Source organism: Methylocaldum sp. 14B (genome assembly GCF_002005105.1).
Lineage (GTDB): Bacteria > Pseudomonadota > Gammaproteobacteria > Methylococcales > Methylococcaceae > Methylocaldum.
This window is the reverse complement of sequence record NZ_MSCV01000011.1, coordinates 13,961-29,796: the sequence shown is the minus strand read 5'-3', so window position 1 is coordinate 29,796 and position 15,836 is coordinate 13,961. Positions and strand designations below refer to the sequence as shown.

The 15,836-nt window shown below is 60.8% G+C and carries 15 protein-coding genes; 8 read left to right on the top strand and 7 right to left on the bottom strand.

The annotated features are described in order from the left end of the window. Positions 1–26: 26 nt before the first annotated feature. The 3 genes from B2A78_RS09875 to B2A78_RS09865 form a co-directional block, all read right to left on the bottom strand. Positions 27–2,015, bottom strand: coding sequence for an Hsp70 family protein (locus B2A78_RS09875; protein ID WP_077729833.1), 1,989 nt, complete (start codon positions 2,013–2,015; stop codon positions 27–29). Next, positions 2,012–2,653, bottom strand: a complete 642-nt coding sequence (locus B2A78_RS09870) for a DUF2760 domain-containing protein (protein ID WP_077729832.1) — start codon at positions 2,651–2,653, stop codon at positions 2,012–2,014. The genes B2A78_RS09875 and B2A78_RS09870 overlap by 4 nt, the downstream gene beginning before the upstream one ends. A gap of 120 nt (positions 2,654–2,773) precedes the next feature. Then, positions 2,774–3,160: a hypothetical protein gene (locus B2A78_RS09865; protein WP_077729831.1), complete on the bottom strand. Its 387-nt coding sequence runs from the start codon at positions 3,158–3,160 to the stop codon at positions 2,774–2,776. 203 nt (positions 3,161–3,363) lie between these two features. Here B2A78_RS09865 and B2A78_RS09860 point away from each other — a divergent pair, with 203 nt between their 5' ends. Continuing rightward, positions 3,364–4,305, top strand: a complete 942-nt coding sequence (locus tag B2A78_RS09860; RefSeq protein ID WP_077729830.1) for a hypothetical protein — start codon at positions 3,364–3,366, stop codon at positions 4,303–4,305. 146 nt (positions 4,306–4,451) lie between these two features. Here B2A78_RS09860 and queG read toward each other — a convergent pair whose 3' ends face one another. After that, positions 4,452–5,561, bottom strand: coding sequence for a tRNA epoxyqueuosine(34) reductase QueG (gene queG / locus B2A78_RS09855; RefSeq protein WP_077729829.1), 1,110 nt, complete (start codon positions 5,559–5,561; stop codon positions 4,452–4,454). A gap of 77 nt (positions 5,562–5,638) precedes the next feature. Between queG and B2A78_RS09850 the strand changes: the two genes are divergently transcribed. The 3 genes from B2A78_RS09850 (at position 5,639) to B2A78_RS09840 (ending at position 8,981) form a co-directional block, all read left to right on the top strand. After that, entirely contained in the window at positions 5,639–7,126 is a 1,488-nt protein-coding gene (locus tag B2A78_RS09850; RefSeq protein ID WP_077729828.1) for a bifunctional ADP-dependent NAD(P)H-hydrate dehydratase/NAD(P)H-hydrate epimerase, read from the top strand. After that, entirely contained in the window at positions 7,123–7,578 is a 456-nt protein-coding gene (gene tsaE, locus B2A78_RS09845; RefSeq protein ID WP_077729827.1) for a tRNA (adenosine(37)-N6)-threonylcarbamoyltransferase complex ATPase subunit type 1 TsaE, read from the top strand. The genes B2A78_RS09850 and tsaE overlap by 4 nt, the downstream gene beginning before the upstream one ends. A gap of 71 nt (positions 7,579–7,649) precedes the next feature. After that, on the top strand, positions 7,650–8,981 hold the full coding sequence (locus B2A78_RS09840; protein WP_077729941.1) for an N-acetylmuramoyl-L-alanine amidase: 1,332 nt from the start codon (positions 7,650–7,652) through the stop codon (positions 8,979–8,981). Here B2A78_RS09840 and B2A78_RS26025 read toward each other — a convergent pair. After that, positions 8,968–9,138 (bottom strand): hypothetical protein, encoded by a 171-nt coding sequence (locus B2A78_RS26025; RefSeq protein WP_168175385.1) that lies wholly within the window; start codon positions 9,136–9,138, stop codon positions 8,968–8,970. The two genes, B2A78_RS09840 and B2A78_RS26025, sit on opposite strands and share 14 nt — an antisense overlap. Here B2A78_RS26025 and mutL point away from each other — a divergent pair. Both mutL and miaA read left to right on the top strand, forming a co-directional pair. Continuing rightward, positions 9,131–10,918: a DNA mismatch repair endonuclease MutL gene (gene mutL / locus B2A78_RS09835; RefSeq protein WP_077729826.1), complete on the top strand. Its 1,788-nt coding sequence runs from the start codon at positions 9,131–9,133 to the stop codon at positions 10,916–10,918. The two genes, B2A78_RS26025 and mutL, sit on opposite strands and share 8 nt — an antisense overlap. A gap of 26 nt (positions 10,919–10,944) precedes the next feature. Next, positions 10,945–11,853, top strand: coding sequence for a tRNA (adenosine(37)-N6)-dimethylallyltransferase MiaA (gene miaA, locus B2A78_RS09830; protein ID WP_240502473.1), 909 nt, complete (start codon positions 10,945–10,947; stop codon positions 11,851–11,853). Between the two features lie 80 nt (positions 11,854–11,933). On the opposite strand, the gene B2A78_RS09825 is transcribed toward miaA, so the two are convergent. Continuing rightward, complete coding sequence (locus B2A78_RS09825) at positions 11,934–13,055, bottom strand: PilT/PilU family type 4a pilus ATPase (RefSeq protein ID WP_077729824.1); 1,122 nt, start codon at positions 13,053–13,055, stop codon at positions 11,934–11,936. 17 nt (positions 13,056–13,072) lie between these two features. After that, a complete protein-coding gene (locus tag B2A78_RS09820; protein ID WP_077729823.1) occupies positions 13,073–14,107 on the bottom strand; it encodes a type IV pilus twitching motility protein PilT in 1,035 nt (344 codons plus the stop codon). 88 nt (positions 14,108–14,195) lie between these two features. On the opposite strand from B2A78_RS09820, the gene B2A78_RS09815 reads away from it, so the two are divergent. Both B2A78_RS09815 and proC read left to right on the top strand, forming a co-directional pair. Further along, positions 14,196–14,921, top strand: coding sequence for a YggS family pyridoxal phosphate-dependent enzyme (locus B2A78_RS09815; protein WP_077729822.1), 726 nt, complete (start codon positions 14,196–14,198; stop codon positions 14,919–14,921). An 89-nt stretch (positions 14,922–15,010) separates the two neighbouring features. After that, positions 15,011–15,835, top strand: a complete 825-nt coding sequence (gene proC, locus B2A78_RS09810; RefSeq protein WP_077729821.1) for a pyrroline-5-carboxylate reductase — start codon at positions 15,011–15,013, stop codon at positions 15,833–15,835. Position 15,836 lies beyond the last annotated feature (1 nt).

The following is a 15,836-nucleotide window of genomic DNA, read 5'->3' as shown; positions in this document are numbered from 1 at the left end:
GGGCATTGCCCCTGCGGTTTGCAGGATTATTTATTGAAAGACCAAAAACTTTTTTTGGCCGAAGCGTCGTCGCCAGGTGCTTCCGAAGCTGCTTCGTCGGATGCGGTTTCGGTCGCCCGCTCGGAGAGATTGCCTAAGATCGGTTCCTCCGGTGCGACATTTTCATCCGACGGCAAGGGCTTTTCGCCTGCACGGACATCGAATTCGACGTTCCAGCGTTTGTCGCCGTCCTTAGCGACCGCTTCCAGTTGCAGCGTGCCCACTTCGGTGACCCTGGCGGCCAAATGAACCGGGACCACATCGCCCGCCTGGTACTCTTCTGCCGGCAAGGTGACCTCGATTTCGTCCAGTTCTTCCATTTCGTCTTCCGACCAGTAGTCGAGGCGCGTGCCGACCACGTCGTCGCGGCGGACGTTGGACGCGAAGAAACGGAAGCGCACTGGCTCGCCCACGACCAATCCGAACTCGTAAGGCGGCAGATCCGCCTCGGTACCTTCCTCCATGCCGAAAGGCGCGATGCACAGGGCCTCGATCGGCGGGGCGAAGCCCGGTACGGCGGGCATGGCGCTCTCGACGCCCACGTAATAGGCAGCACCGGTGCCGCCGCGGATGCGGACCCCACGACCTTTGCGGACATAGCCGTAATAAGCGGCACCACGGGCCACGGCTAGATCCAGGTCGGCGCCGTGCAGCAGTCGGGCATGCGGTGCGTCGTCGGCCTGAAGCCAGCTATTGAGTACATCGAGCAAGCGCTTTTCGAGCGCCTCGGACTTGAATACACCCCCGTTGAGGAGCAGCGCGGTCGGATGCAGGAACTGGGCATCGGCAGGGAGGTTGAATCCCTGCAATTCGCCGGTCGCGCCGATCTGTCGGCTCAGGAAGGCGGCGAGATGACAGGTGATCCGTGCGTCCTTGGCATACGGAAGGCCCAGGGTGGTCAGACCGGTGCGAGCCTGAACGGCAGGACGGTCTGTGATTTGCACCTTCGGAAAGAAGCCTTCGACCAGGGTACGTCCGACCTCGTCGCGGGTCAGGCTGGTACGCAGCGTGCCGCCGATGAGCGACGAACCGCGGCTGGGGACGACGACGGCGACTTCGTCGGTATCCGAGTCGGACAGCAAGGATTCCTTGGCGTCCCGGCAGCCGTGCATGAGTGCCTGGATCTGCCAAGGTTCCAGCCGTTTGCCCTCGGCTTCGAGCTTCATTTTCAAGACATAAGCCAAGGCGAGGTCCATGTTGTCCCCGCCGAGGAGAATGTGATCGCCGATGGCGACGCGGTTGAGGATCAGATTGCCTTCCTCCTCGGTCACGGCGATCAGCGACAAATCGGTGGTACCGCCGCCTACGTCCACGACGAGAATGATGTCGCCCGGCTTGACCTGCTCGCGCCATTTTCCTTCGCTGGTCTGAATCCAGCTGTACAGCGCCGACTGCGGCTCCTCGAGCAGAATGGCCTGGCGCAGGCCCACGGCGTGGGCGGCTTCCACGGTCAGTTCCCGAGCCGCCGGATCAAAGGACGCCGGTACGGTGATCACCAGTTCCTGCTCGCTCAGGGGCGCGTCGGGATAGCGGTCGTTCCATGCGTCACGCATGTGGCGGAGATATTCGATCGACGCTTGAAGAGGCGAAACGCGCTTTACTTCCTCCGGTGACTGAACGGGCAGAATTGGCGCGCGGCAATCGACGCCGCTGTGAGATAGCCAGCTCTTGGCGCTGCTTACCAGCCGGATGGGCGTTTTGCCGCCGAGTTGCCTTGCCAGGTCACCGACGATGGCTTCCGGATGTTCGTTCCAGGGCAACACGATGTCGCTCGGTGCGAGCTCGGCCTCGTGAGCCTGGTAAAGAAACGAAGGCAACTGCCTTTTTTCGCCGACCGTACCGGGCGACGTCAATTGCGGGATATCCAAAACCTCGATCGGCGCTTTTTCGCCGTCGCACTGGCTGAGATCGACATAGGACACGACGCTGTTGGTCGTGCCGAGGTCGATGCCGACGGAATACTGGGTTTCGCTCACAATTCCACCTCTGCTTGGGCGATGATGCGTACGTCATGTCCTTCGGCGATCTTGGGCAGTCTGACGGCCGTAGCGCGCCAGCCGCGGTGTATCAATGTGCCGGTGAACGGCGGATCGCCGACGATGTTGCCCGTGGGCCTTACGCTTGAAGCGTCGAAGCCTTTGGGCAGAGTAACGCGGGAGTTCTCCTGCTCTTTGCGCACCGGTTCAAGCTCGAAATGCTGGCTCAATACTTTGCGGCATCCCTCGTGTACGACTCGAGCCGCCGCGCCGATCTCGGCGTCGGAATAGGCGCCGACGTTCTCCTGAACGAAGTCGATAAAACGGGCTTCTTTCTGCAAAAGTCCGAGAAGCTGTAGGGCCGCATCCGGTGTGGCTTCTTTGACAACCACCGGCTCCGGCCGTTCCGGTTTGACGACTTCCAAGGGTTTGGGTGCCTCCCTGACCGGAACGGGGGCCGGTCCGGCGGGGACCGGCGCAACGACTGGTTCGGCTGCCCGCCGCCCACGGCGCATCAAAGCGATGACGGCTACGGACAGCAGAAGGATCTGCAGAATCAGCAGAATGACCACGAGGGCTGCAAGTCCGATGTGTACGGCGTCGAGCGTGGTCGGAATGAGAGTTGGGTCGAATTGCATTCGGATCCTCTTTGCGTTGAGTGGTGCCCTGGGACGCAGGCGCGGTTGGTGCGGCAAATACAGCCGCCGGCATCGGCGGGACAGCCGGCCGAAAACTAAGCGCGGGGTAGGACGATCGTATTAGGGCTGCCCGGTCGCGGCTTGAGCCGCCTGAGCACCCATCAATGTGCGCAGGACCTGACGTGCGGCCTGAGTACGGCGGCTGCGCATATATCGTTCGGAGATCGTGCCGGGTACTTTTTCGCTATCGAACGCCGCCTTGACCTTCGACAGCTTCTCTTCGCACGTTTTCAAAACGCGATCGGTGAGTGCACGCGAATCCGCCTGCTCGCCGACCCGCGCACGGGTTTCGCTGTTGACGCAGGTCTGGTATGCGACTAAAGCCAGGTTGACTTTCTCCAGAGTCTGGTCCGAAAGGGTGGTGCCCTGCCATTCGTCTTCCGCCCGGACGGTTTGCAGGGCGGACAAAGCGATTGCGGCGAGCAGCACGCGAAAAAAAAAGTTCATGGGCGTTAACTCCTTACGAGTTGGAGACGAATGCACCGGATTTTACGCTATGTCGAGGGAGGGCGGAACGCCGAATCCGCCGCATCGGCTTGGCGCGGCAGCTTTGGGACGCGGTAGTGCAGTGTGCTAACCTTCAACGGCGTGGGTTTACGCCGGACTTTCGGCGTGGGACGACAACAAACGAAAATAACCGGAGAAGAATAATGAAACTAAAGTCTTGGTTAGTGGGGGCAGCGGTTCCATTTCTCGTGAGCTGCGCGGCGACGGTGGATAAATCGTCGGTGCAGGCCACGCACGTGGCGCCGGTTTCGACGCAGGTGGAAGTGGTGCGGATTCCGTTCGACGGTTCTCAACCCATGTACGTCGTCACGGTGGAGCCTTTGAGTGTCGGAACCGGTTCGGGGGGCGGCGTGACACAGGCTCCGACCGGGGCCCGCTACGGCTGGGGACCCTTCGGCTGGGGTATTCTCGGAGGGGCCGCACCTACGGCACCGGGGGCTTACACGCCCGACCATCAAGGTATGAGCGATCGCGTCGGGCAAGGCGTCGCCGCGCAATTAATCAGTGCCCTCGGCAACGTAGGGAACATCGTGGTCGTCGACTACGAACATTACCGCAAGAACGAAAGCAATCCCGCAAAGCTGCTGAATCCCGGCGAGGTCGGGCCGTTCGTGATCAAGGGTACGATCACGGAATTCAACGAGGTTGCCGAAGCCAACGACGAGCGCAAAGGTGGATCGCTCGGCTGGGCAGGAACAGTGCTCGGCATCGCGGGCGCCGTTTCGGGGACACCCGCCGCGGGCATCGCCGGTGCTGCCGTATCTGCCGCCAATCCGACTTGGGAAAACACCAAGGCCCGGCGAACCGGGGCGGTGGGCATGGACCTGCAAGTGGTCGAGCCTAGCAGCGGCCGCATGGTGGGAACGATTACTTCCCACGGCTCCTTCACCTCCGAATCCGCCACCAGCGGTTTCTCTTTGTTCGGCGTCGGGGGCGGGGAATCCGCGTTTGCAGCGAGCGCCCTGGGTCAGGCGACCCGCGCCGCGCTCAACGATACTCTGAAGCAATTGTCCGACCAGCTTCGCATCAAGGGTCCCGCCTTTGTCAAAGCATCGGCTCCCGCCACTAAGAAAACGCGGCGTTAAGGAAGCTCTGAGCAAGTGGATTCCGTTCATGCCCCTTCGACAGGCTCAGGGCAGGCTCAGGAGAGCGTTCGACAAGCCTGTCCTGAGCCGAGTCGAAGGGCTCAGGGCGAACGGCCTACTGGGATACGCTCTTAATCAGAGCTTCTTTAGGACGTAGAAGACGCTTGGGCTCCCGCACGGTGCGGCTGTCGCTCGTTGGAGCAGTGCCGTGCAAGCGCCCAGCGCACGTGCTCCCTGATCAAAGGCAACGGGTCGTCTATCCGCGCTCGTAACGCGTCGACGATTTTAGTAGACGTTTCAGCGTTACCCAAGGCCACGGCGATATTCCTGATCCAGCGTTCGTAACCGATGCGGCGTATGGCAGAGCCTTCGGTCTTATGTAGAAACGTCGCTTCATCCCAGCGGAAAAGGTCGATCAGCCCGGCGGTATCGAGACCGTGGCGCGGCATGAAATCCGCTTCCTCGGTCAGCCGCGCATAGCGGTTCCACGGGCATACGAGCTGGCAGTCGTCACAGCCGTAGATGCGGTTGCCGATGGCGGTGCGAAATTCTTCGGGAATCGGTCCGCGCAACTCGATGGTCAGATAGGAGATGCAGCGCCGGGCGTCAAGGCGATAAGGCGCAACGATCGCTTGGGTGGGGCAGACCTCCATGCAGGCGGTGCAGCTCCCGCAGTGATTGGTCGTTTCGGCATCGATGGGCAAGGGGAGATCGGTGTAAATCTCCCCCAGGAAGAACATCGAGCCTGCTTTGCGGTTGATCAAATTGGTGTGCTTGCCGATCCAGCCGAGCCCGGCTTTGGCGGCGAGCGCCTTTTCCAGCACCGGCGCGCTGTCGACGAAGACCCTATAACCGAAGGGGCCGATTTCGACTGCGATGCGCTCGGCCAATTGCTGTAAGCGCTTGCGGAGCACCTTGTGGTAATCGCGGCCGAGGGCGTAGCGGGAGATGAACGCGGCGGTCTGGTCGTCCAGCCGCTCCCTAACCGTGGTTCGATTCTCCGGGAGATAATCCATGCGTACGCTGATGAGCCGGAGCGTACCGGGAACCAGCTCTTCCGGACGGCTGCGCTTGGTGCCATGCCGCGCCATGTAGTCCATTTCTCCGTGGAATCCCTCGTCTATCCATTCTTGAAGCTGCTGTTCGGCCGCAGAAAGGTCGGTATCGGCTATTCCGACCTGCTGAAAGCCGAGTTCTTTGCCCCAGGTCTTGATTTTGGCGGCGAGAGCGGAGTAATCGCGAGCGGACGAAGTCACAGAAGTGTGGAGGCGGTGCGGAGTTTGAGCCAGAATGTAAACGGAACGAGCGTAGTTTGGGTACAGCTTACTGGGTTATGAGCGAACGATACAGCCGAAGTTTCCCGAAGGATCTTTATCGCGCGGAGGACGTGCGCGCCATGGACCGTTATGCCATCGAAACGGTGGGCATTCCCGGCATCGAGTTGATGCGCCGCGCCGGCGCATCGGCCTTTGCCGCTTTGCACGAACGCTGGCCGGGAGCGCGCACGCTGTCGGCGATTTGCGGCGGCGGCAACAACGGGGGAGACGCTTATGTGGTCGCCCGCTTGGCGCACGAGGCGGGGATGGACGTGCGGGTTTATCCGGTTTCGCCGCCCGCGAATCTCAAGGGGGATGCCCTGGCGGCTTACCAGGATTATCGAGCGACGGGCGGCGAAATATTGGATTTTATCCCGGCCGATTTCGAGGGTGCGGAAGTGCTGGTCGACGGACTTTTGGGCACCGGGTTGGATCGGAAGGTCGACGGACTTTACGCGGACGTGATCAGGGCCGTCAACCGGTTCTCCGGTCGGGTGATGGCGCTGGATATTCCGTCCGGGCTTCATGCCGATACCGGTTCCGCTCTGGGCGTTGCCGTCAAGGCCGATTTGACCGTGACGTTCATCGGTCTCAAGCAGGGGCTCTTTACCGGCGAAGGTCCGGAATACACAGGCGAGATCGTCTTTGCCGATCTGGGCACACCGCCGGAAGTGCGATATTCCGTCGAACCTTCGGCCATGCTGCTGCCGCCGTGGGAACGCGGCTTGCCGGCGCGTCCGCGTTATGCCCATAAGGGCCATTTCGGCCACGTGCTGGTGGTCGGCGGCGATTGCGGTTACAGCGGTGCCGCCCGCATGGCCGCCGAGGCCGCGGCTCGGGTTGGAGCGGGGTTGATTAGCATCGCCACGCGGAAGTCCCATGCCGACTCGCTCAACCTGACCCGGCCGGAGCTGATGTGCCACGGCGTCGAAACCACCGAGGACTTGCGGATACCCTTGGAGCGGGCCACGGTCGTTGCTATCGGGCCTGGCCTGGGCCGTTCGGAATGGGCGAAGGCGCTGCTCGGCACGGTGTTGGAAACCGATTTGCCGGTCGTGGCGGATGCCGACGCGCTCAATCTTCTGGCGGAAAGCCCCCGCAAACGGGACAACTGGACCATCACGCCCCATCCGGGGGAAGCGGCGCGGCTGCTCGACTCGTCTTCCGCGGACATACAGAAAGATCGATTCAGCGCCGTTCGGGACCTTCAGGCGAAGTTCGGCGGCGTAGCCGTATTGAAAGGTTCCGGCAGCCTGGTCTGCGGTCCGGACGGATTGCCCTATGTCTGTACCGCCGGCAATCCCGGCATGGCCAGCGGCGGCATGGGCGACGTGCTGACCGGCGTTATCGCGGGATTGCTGGCGCAACGTCTGGATCTTTTCGGGGCGGCGGCCTTGGGCGTGCAATTGCATGCCGCGGCGGGCGACGAGGCGGCGAAGGCCGGCGAAAGGGGACTCTTGGCCTGCGATTTGATGGATCCTTTGCGCCGGCTCGTCAATTTATGAAAGTGACTCTTAGGGACGAGGCGGAAACGCTCGCATTCGCCGAGCGCGTCTATCGAGCCATGTCGTCGAACGGGCTCGTCTTCCTGCTCGGAAACCTCGGCGCCGGCAAAACCACCTTCGTGCGCGGCTGGCTCCGGGCAGCTGGCTTTTCGGGGCCGGTGAAAAGCCCGACTTTCACGCTGGTCGAAGAATACCCGATCGAGGAGCGGATCGTTTACCATTTCGATTTGTACCGGCTGAACGATCCGGAAGAGTTGGAGTGGATGGGGTTCCGGGACTATCTACGGCCGAACGCGGTTTGCTTCATCGAATGGCCGGAGCGCGGCGCGGGGCTATTGCCCGAGGCGGATCTCGAGATCCGCCTGGAAATATCGGGTACGGGGCGCATCGCGGAGATAACGGCCGGCACCGACTCCGGTGTAGCCGTATTGGCCAGGCTGCAAGCCGAGTAGCCTATTTCCTTGCGGTTTTCCGCAGCTCGGACTATGTTTTCCGGGGGCTTTCACGCATGGCGGCTTCGTTCATGGAAAAAAAAACTCTAATCACATGGCTGGTGTTCACGTTTTGCGGCTACGCGCCGCTGGTTTTCGGCGCGCCCGTGCAGATGAACTCGGTGAAGCTTGAGTCCGCCGCGCAGAGTTCACGGCTGGTTTTCGATTTCTCGGCGCCGCCCAAATACCGAATCTCCCGCGGAAGCAAGCCGAATCAGCTGCAAATCGACTTCGAAAATATTTCCCTGTCCGGAAAACTCGGACAACCCCCGGCGTCCCATCCCCTGATCGCGAAGCTCATTCCGGTTTCGGGCAAGGCCAAGGACAGCCCCAGGATTTTGCTCGATCTTAAACGCCCGGCCGGATACAAGTCTTACGTCACCCGTCTCAAGGGAAGCTCGCGCCTGGTGCTCGAACTGACGCCCCCGGTTTCGGCCGCACCGGCGGGAGACAAGGCGGCTTCCAAGGAGCCGGTCAAATCGGCAAAACCGACTAAGATTGCTGCGGCGCCGAAAGCGGCTCCCAAGCCGGTCGCGGCCAAGGCCGGAAGCTCGCCGGGCGAAGCGAGGCCGGTCCGTTTCCTGAAGCCGGCGCTGGCCAAGGAGCGGGTGATCGTCATCGACGCCGGCCACGGCGGCAAAGATACCGGGGCGATTGGTCCCAACGGAACCTATGAAAAAGACGTGGTGCTGGCTATCGCCCGCAAGCTCGAACGGCTGATCCGAGCCGAACCGGGCATGCGGGCGGTCATGGTGCGCAAGAGCGATCAGTTCGTCGATTTGCGCGAACGGGCGGAACTCGCCCGCAAGGCGAAGGCGGATTTGTTTATTTCCCTGCACGCGGACGCCTACGTCGCCAATGACGTAAAGGGGTCTTCCGTATTCATTCTGTCGGATCACGGCGCTTCCAGCGAAGCGGCGCGCTGGCTGGCGGACCGGGAAAACGCCGCTTTGGTGGGCGGCGTTCAGCTCGGGGGAAAAGACAAATTGCTGGCCTCGGTGCTGCTCGATCTGTCGCAAACCGCCACGCTAGACGCCAGCAACCGCGCGGCCGCAAAGGTATTGGGAGAGCTAAGAAAGGATTTCCATCTACATCACCGAGACGTGCAAAAAGCCGGTTTTGCGGTGCTCAAGTCGCCGGACGTTCCCTCGATACTGGTGGAGACGGCGTTCATATCCAATCCGGACGAAGAGCGTAATCTGCGCAATTCGAGCCATCAGGATCAGGTGGCTCGCGCCATATTCGACGGCATCCGCAATTATTTCGCCGAAATTCGGCCGATGGTTCCGGTCGATCTGCGCATGGCCGATGCTCTGGAGAGCGTGGCCGAATCCGACGGCAAGAAGCCGGTCATTCGAAAATAGAACGCTTGCGCCGAAGGTCGGCAAAAGCACCTTTATCCCCGTCTTTCATAATTTCTGTATTTTCCCGAGAATAGCAAGGTATTGAATCCTTGCTCCCGCGGTTCTGTCTAACCGCCAAACCGTTTTCTCGATCGCCGATTCCATCTGCCATGCCCATCCGCATTCTCCCTCCGCAACTCATAAACCAAATCGCCGCCGGGGAGGTGGTCGAGCGCCCCGCCTCGGTGGTGAAAGAATTGGTCGAAAATGCCTTTGACGCCGCCGCGCGCTCGGTAGCCATCGACGTGGAACAGGGCGGATTGCGCATGATGCGCATCCGCGACGACGGCTGCGGCATCGATAGAGAGGAATTGCCGCTCGCCCTGTCCAGGCACGCCACCAGCAAAATCGCCAGTCTGGAGGATCTGGAGCGGGTCTCCAGCATGGGATTCCGGGGCGAAGCTTTGCCCAGCATCAGTTCGGTGGCGCGCTTGACGCTGACCTCGCGGATACGCGGCGAGCGTTGCGCCTGGCGTGTCACCGCGGACGGGACGGAAACCGATTTCGACGTGCAGCCGGCGGCCCATCCCGAAGGCACGACGGTGGAGGTTCGCGATCTCTTCTACAACACGCCGGCGCGCCGGAAGTTTCTCCGGTCGGAAAAGACCGAGTTCTCCCATATCGAAACACTGATCAAGCGTATGGCGCTGAGCCGGTTTGAAGTGGGATTTTCCTTGAAGCACGACGAGCGGACGGTATTGAGCTTGCGGCCGGCGGAAACCCAGGCCGAAATCGAGCGACGCCTGGCCTTGGTGCTCGGTGAGGCGTTTCTGGAAAACGCGCTGGCGGTGGAGTTTTCGGCGGCGGGTCTCAGGCTTTCCGGGTGGGTGGGGTTTCCGACGTTCTCCCGCAGCCAGGCCGACATGCAGTTCTTCTACGTCAACGGGCGTTTGGTCCGGGACAAGCTGGTGAGCTATGCCGTGAAGCAAGCTTATCAGGACGTGCTTTACCACGGGCGCCAGCCGGTGTACGTGCTGTATCTGGAGCTGGACCCGACGTTGGTCGATGTCAATGCTCATCCCGCCAAACTCGAAGTGCGTTTCCGCGATTCCCGGACGGTGCACGATTTTCTGTTTCGCGCGTTGCACCGGGCTTTGGCCGAGATCAAGCCGCGGGCTGTCGAGGCCGAGGCGGTGCCCCATCCGGAAGACAGGCCGGCGCGTGCAGTTTCGGCACCCGAGTTTTCTAAACCGCACCGCCAAGCTACGCTGCCGTTGCAAGTGGCCGAGGCGATTCAAAGTTATGCCGATCTTTATTCCGCTCCGGCTCCTAAGCCGGAAGCGCCGCAGGAACCGGAGCCAGATGAGCAAACGACTCCGCCACTCGGTTTTGCGGTGGCGCATCTTCATGGCGCTTTCATTCTGGCCGAGAGCCGCAACGGGCTGATCGTGGTGGACGCTCACGCCGCCCACGAACGCATCACCTATGAAAAGCTGAAGGAGCAGGTCTGCGCGGGATCGGTTCCGATGCAGCCCTTGCTGCTGCCTATCCGAATTCAGGTTACCGCAGCCGAAGCCGACTTGGCGGAGGAGGCGTCCGCTGTATTCGAAACCCTGGGCATCGAACTTCGCCGAAGCGGCCCGGATACGCTCATGTTGCGAGCGGTGCCGGCCTTGCTGGCGGATGCGGATGGCGAGCGCCTGGTGCGCGATGTGTTGGCCGATCTCAACCAGCATGGACGGAGCGTCCGGATCGAGCAGTCCATGAACGAGGTTCTGGCGACCATGGCCTGCCACGGATCGATCAGGGCCAACCGCAAGCTGACCGTGCCGGAAATGAACACGCTGCTCCGCGACATGGAAGCGACGGAGCGCAGCGGCCAGTGCAACCACGGGCGCCCGACCTGGGTCGAGCTAAGCCTCAAGGATCTGAACCGCTTGTTCATGCGCGGCCAGTGACTGAATTACCACCCGCTATCGCCCTGATGGGGCCGACCGCCTCAGGCAAAACGCGGCTGGCCATCGAATTGGCCAAGACGCTGGACGGAGAAGTGATCAGCGTCGATTCCGCACTGGTTTACCGGGGCATGGACATCGGCACCGCCAAGCCGAGCTTGGAGGAAAGGGCAGGCATTCCGCACCATCTGATCGACATTCTTGATCCAGCCGAATCCTATTCCACCGGGCGTTTTCGGGACGAGGCGCTCGCGGCGATGCAGGACATAATAAGCCGCGGCAAGCTGCCGATTCTCGCCGGCGGCACGATGCTGTACTTCAACGCCTTGTTTTACGGGCTTTCGAGTCTGCCCGCTGCCGATCCCGAGATTCGGCGGCAGATCGACGAGGAAGCGGCGAGGGTCGGCTGGGCGAAACTGCACGAGGAACTCGGTCGAATCGACCCGGAAGCTGCGCTTCGCATTCATCCCAACGATCCCCAGCGCATCCAGCGGGCCCTGGAGGTATACCACGCGACCGGGGTTCCGCTGTCCGTGCTGTGCGCCGAGACCCGATCGCCGCCTTTGCCGTTCGATCTGATCAAACTCATCGTCGCACCGGCAAGCCGCGAGGCCCTGCATGAACGGATTCGCCAGCGCTTCTTGACCATGATCGAAGGCGGATTTATCGACGAAGTCCGCGCCTTGCACGAACGGGACGATCTCCACGCCGATCTGCCCTCCATTCGCGCCGTCGGCTATCGACAGGTCTGGGCTTATCTCGAGGGCGAATACGACCGCGGTACCATGATCGAGCGCGGTATCATCGCCACCCGCCAATTCGCCAAGCGGCAGTTCACCTGGCTGAGGCGTGAGAGGGATGCGCTACGGTATGCCAGCGAGGACGAGAGGTTGGTGGAGTCCGTATTGCGAGACGTGACGGCCCGCCTGAAGCGGTAGAGCGGGGAAGGACGAGCGTCGCATCCGTCTCGCGTACTGATCAGAACGCAGGTAAAGGGCGTGGAGTTTTTACGAGGAGGTCAATTGTCGTCCGCGATGGACATGGTGTCATTCCGGCCCGCATATTTCTCGAGGTTGCCTTCCTCGCCCAGCTTGATCATCAGTCTGACTTCGTTTTTCGAATCCGCGGCATGTAGGGCATCCTCGTACGTGATCTTTCCGGCCTTGTACAGATCGTACAAGGCTTGATCGAAGGTTTGCATACCCTGTTCCCGTGAATGTTTCATCAGTTCCTTCAGCTTATGTACCTCGCCTTTTCGGATGAGATCTGAAGCGAGCGGGGTGTTCAAGAGAATTTCCACCGCCGGATATCGTCCCTTGCCATCGGCCCTGCGAATGAGCTGTTGAGCGATGATGCCCCGGAGGTTGAGGGATAGATCCATGAATAGCTGCGGGTGCATCTCTTCAGGAAAAAAGTGAAGGATTCGGTCCAACGCCTGATTGGCGTTGTTGGCGTGCAGCGTGCTAAGGCAGAGATGGCCCGTCTCGGCAAAGGTGATGGCATGCTGCATCGTCTCGCGGGTCCGGATTTCCCCGATCAGAATAACGTCGGGTGCCTGCCGCAGCGTATTCTTGAGCGCCACCTCGTAGGATTCGGTATCGATCCCGACCTCGCGCTGGGTGACGATGCAGCCGGCATGCGGATGCACATATTCCAGCGGGTCTTCGATCGTGATGATATGCCCGCTCGAATGCTCGTTCCGATGTTTGATGATGGCCGCCAGCGATGTGGATTTTCCCGTTCCGGTCGCACCGACGAACAGGATCAAGCCGCGTTTGGTCATCGATAATTCATTGAGGATCGGCGGCAGATTCAGATCATCGACCGTCGGAATGTTCGTTTCGATCCGCCGTAACACCATTCCGGCGGTGTCTCTTTGAATGAAGGCGCTGACGCGGAAGCGACCTAGGCCGGGCGCTGAAATCGCGAAATTGCACTCCTTGGTATTCTCGAATTCGTCGCGCTGGCGTTGGTTCATGATCCCGATAACGATCTGCCGCGCCTGCTCTTTGCTCAGCTTGGCGTTCGATATCGGCTGAATGACGCCGTCGATCTTCATGCACGGTTCTTTATTGGTGGTGATGAAGAGGTCGGACGCTTTTTTCTGCGTCATCAGCATGAGCAAGGATTCGAAGTCCACGAGCTTGTTCTCCGGCTTTAGAATGCGGCTTTATTGACGGCTCTGACCCGAGCGGCGGCACGCGCCACGACGCCTTTTTCGACCAGTTCCTGCAAGTGCTGGTCGAGCGTTTGCATGCCGTCCTTGCGACCGGTCTGGATGGCCGAGTACATCTGTGCGACCTTGTCTTCGCGGATGAGGTTGCGGATCGCCGGCGTGCCCACCATGATCTCCCAGGCCGCCGTGCGTCCGCCGCCATTTTTCTTGAGCAGAGTCTGGGAGATCACGGCCTGCAGGGATTCGGACAGCATCGACCGAATAATGCCTTTTTCGGCGGCCGGGAAAACGTCGATGACGCGGTCTATGGTCTTGGCAGCCGAGTTGGTGTGCAGGGTACCGAAAACCAAGTGACCGGTTTCGGCGGCGGTCAACGCGAGGCGGATGGTTTCCAGGTCGCGCATTTCGCCGACCAGAATCACGTCGGGGTCTTCGCGCAGAGCCGAGCGCAAGGCTTCGTTGAAACCCAAAGTATCCCGGTGAACTTCGCGTTGGTTGATCAACGATTTTTTGCTGGAGTGCACGAACTCGATGGGGTCTTCAATCGTCAGGATATGAGAGTACTGGTTCGAGTTGATGTGGTCGATCATCGCGGCGAGGGTGGTCGATTTGCCCGAGCCGGTGGGCCCGGTGACCACGATCAGGCCGCGAGGGTGCATGGTGACGTCCTGGAAAAATTTGGGGCAACCCAGTTCCTCCAATGTCAAAACCTTGGACGGAATGGTTCGAAATACCGCCGCCGCGCCCCGGTCCTGGTTGAACGAGTTGACACGAAATCGCGCGACGCCGGGGAGCTCGAACGAAAAGTCGGTCTCCAGAAACTCCTCGTAATCGCGCCGCTGCTTGTCGTTCATGATGTCGTAGATCAGCGCGTGCACCTCTTTGTGGTCGAGCGCCGGCACATTGATGCGGCGTATGTCGCCATCCACGCGGATCATCGGCGGAAGTCCGGCGGACAAATGCAGGTCGGATGCATTGTTCTTGACGGAGAAAGCGAGCAGTTCGGCGATATCCATGGATTCTCTTCTGTAATGGCTCTTGTGTAAGCGTTGGTCGGTAGATACCCTTACCCTCCGGGCAAGTATAGACAAACGTATCAGCAACATGAGGAGTCAAATACAACAGCGCCTGGACGCCGTACGCGAGCGAATTCGACTCGCGGAGACGGCAGCCGGTCGATGCCGGGGTTCGGTTCGGCTGATCGCCGTAAGCAAGACTCAGCCTGCAGAGGCGATTGCCGCCGCTTATTACTGCGGTCAGCGGGAGTTCGGGGAGAACTACGTTCAAGAGGCTCTGGCCAAGCAAGATAAGTTGGCGCATTACGATATCGGCTGGCATTTCATCGGACCCATTCAATCCAACAAAACCAGGTCGATCGCGGCTCGTTTTTCCTGGGTACATAGCGTCGACCGTTTCAAGATCGCGGAGCGCCTGAGCGATCAGCGTCCCGAAGAGCTGCCGCCGCTCAACATCTGCATTCAAGTCAACGTCAGCGGAGAAGCGACGAAATCGGGCGTTGCCCCGGAGGAGCTCGACGGGTTGGTCGAAGCGATCGCGGAACTGCCTAGGCTTCGCGTCCGCGGGCTTATGGCCATTCCGGCCCCGACGGACACGATCGACCTTCAGCGCGCATCGTTCCGGAGCTTGCGGCAAGCCGCGGAACGCTTGGGCCACCTTGGGCTCGATACGCTGTCCATGGGGATGTCCGACGACCTCGAAGCGGCGGTCATGGAAGGTTCGACCATGGTACGTATCGGCACGGCGCTGTTCGGGCCGAGGCCAGGCCGTGACATGGCCGTGCTCGATGCCGGGAGCGTTTCGGACGGCTGAGGGACACTTGTCGGCTTATACGGCGAACGGGACGTTTTTGGGGCCGTGTCTCGGTTAGAATACGTCCGTTGGTTCGGAGATGATTTCAAATGAAAAAGCAAACTTTAGGGTTTATCGGCGCCGGAAATATGGCGAGCAGCCTGATCGGCGGTCTCGTTTCGGATGGCTATCCGGCGGACAATATTTTCGTGTCGGACGTCGACACCGCGAAGCTGAAGGATTTGGCCAGCCGTTTCGGCGTCCATACGTTCGAAGATAACAAATCCTTGGTCGAGCGCTCCCAGACCGTGTTGCTGGCCGTTAAACCGCAGATTCTTGAACAGGTGGCTCGAGAAATTGCCGGCCCCGTGCGGCAACGCGGCCCCCTGATGATCAGCATCGCCGCGGGTGTTCGCGAGGCCGCCCTGGACCACTGGCTGGGTGGCGGCGCGAGCATCGTGCGCTGTATGCCCAATACTCCGGCGCTCGTGAAAACGGGGGCTACCGCATTGCACGCGAACGATCGAGCGAGCGCCGAACATAGAAGTGTGGCGGAAGCGATAGTCCGTGCCGTCGGCATCGCAGTGTGGGTAGAAAAGGAAGAGCTCCTGGATTTGGTGACGGCGCTTTCCGGAAGCGGACCCGCTTACTTTTTTCTGTTCATGGAGGCCATGGAGGATGCGGCGACCGAAATGGGAATGGACAAAGCTACGGCGCGGCTTCTTACCCAGCAGACGGCGCTTGGTGCGGCGCGCATCGCCATAGAATCCGAAGACGGTCCGGCGGAATTGAGAAGAAGGGTTACCTCGCCCGGCGGTACTACGGAAAAGGCAATAGAGATATTCGAGTGCGGAAGCCTTCGTAGCCTCGTGCTTGACGCCATGAAGGCGGCAAATGCGCGGGCGGCAGAATTGTCCAAGCAACTGGGAGGTTGAC

What these genes read in the sequence shown, in the direction of transcription:
- B2A78_RS26025 (WP_168175385.1), bottom strand. Translation starts at nt 9,138, where the DNA reads ATGGGCATGGCAGATGGAATCGGCGATCGAGAAAACGGTTTGGCGGTT.
- proC (WP_077729821.1), top strand. Translation starts at nt 15,011, where the DNA reads ATGAAAAAGCAAACTTTAGGGTTTATCGGCGCCGGAAATATGGCGAGC.
- B2A78_RS09815 (WP_077729822.1), top strand. Translation starts at nt 14,196, where the DNA reads ATGAGGAGTCAAATACAACAGCGCCTGGACGCCGTACGCGAGCGAATT.
- B2A78_RS09860 (WP_077729830.1), top strand. Translation starts at nt 3,364, where the DNA reads ATGAAACTAAAGTCTTGGTTAGTGGGGGCAGCGGTTCCATTTCTCGTG.
- miaA (WP_240502473.1), top strand. Translation starts at nt 10,945, where the DNA reads ATGGGGCCGACCGCCTCAGGCAAAACGCGGCTGGCCATCGAATTGGCC.
- mutL (WP_077729826.1), top strand. Translation starts at nt 9,131, where the DNA reads ATGCCCATCCGCATTCTCCCTCCGCAACTCATAAACCAAATCGCCGCC.
- B2A78_RS09870 (WP_077729832.1), bottom strand. Translation starts at nt 2,653, where the DNA reads ATGCAATTCGACCCAACTCTCATTCCGACCACGCTCGACGCCGTACAC.
- B2A78_RS09865 (WP_077729831.1), bottom strand. Translation starts at nt 3,160, where the DNA reads ATGAACTTTTTTTTTCGCGTGCTGCTCGCCGCAATCGCTTTGTCCGCC.
- B2A78_RS09840 (WP_077729941.1), top strand. Translation starts at nt 7,650, where the DNA reads ATGGAAAAAAAAACTCTAATCACATGGCTGGTGTTCACGTTTTGCGGC.
- tsaE (WP_077729827.1), top strand. Translation starts at nt 7,123, where the DNA reads ATGAAAGTGACTCTTAGGGACGAGGCGGAAACGCTCGCATTCGCCGAG.
- B2A78_RS09820 (WP_077729823.1), bottom strand. Translation starts at nt 14,107, where the DNA reads ATGGATATCGCCGAACTGCTCGCTTTCTCCGTCAAGAACAATGCATCC.
- B2A78_RS09850 (WP_077729828.1), top strand. Translation starts at nt 5,639, where the DNA reads ATGAGCGAACGATACAGCCGAAGTTTCCCGAAGGATCTTTATCGCGCG.